1 protein-coding gene is annotated in these 433 nt (G+C 41.3%); it reads left to right on the top strand.

Annotated elements, in window-relative coordinates; genetic code table 11:
* Positions 1-45: 45 nt before the first annotated feature.
* The coding region (locus tag KH400_RS21270) for a methyl-accepting chemotaxis protein (protein ID WP_246589963.1) at positions 46-433 on the top strand (388 nt) is incomplete at its 3' end.

Here is a 433-nt window from a genome sequence, read left to right as displayed (position 1 = left end):
GCTTTAGGTTTTCCACTTAAAAATCAAATAGAACTTGAGGCGTATATGGAGTCATTGAATGACATCATTCAAAGTATTCAAGAAAAGGTACATGTGGTGGCGGCTCATTCAGAAGAGCTCTCTGCGACAAGTGAGGAAATGACATTCCAAACACAGCAAACACTTGAAAGCTCGAAAAAAACTTCAGATATTACAAAAATGATCAAAGGTATCTCTAAGCAAACGAGTTTGCTAGGGTTGAATGCTTCAATTGAAGCGGCCAGGGCAGGGAAAGAGGGAGCGGGTTTTAGTGTGGTAGCGAGCGAGGTTCAAAAGCTCTCAAGCGAAACCTCACGTGCAACAGAAAACATAGAAAGCTCATTGCAAGGGATTTCCTCTAATATACATACATTACTTGAGAGTATGGGCCATATGAAAGGGTCATCTTCAGAAC

This window comes from Desertibacillus haloalkaliphilus (genome assembly GCF_019039105.1).
In the GTDB taxonomy this organism is placed as follows: domain Bacteria; phylum Bacillota; class Bacilli; order Bacillales; family KJ1-10-99; genus Desertibacillus; species Desertibacillus haloalkaliphilus.
Note: the sequence above shows the minus strand (reverse complement) of the source record. Positions and strands in the feature narration are given on the sequence as shown.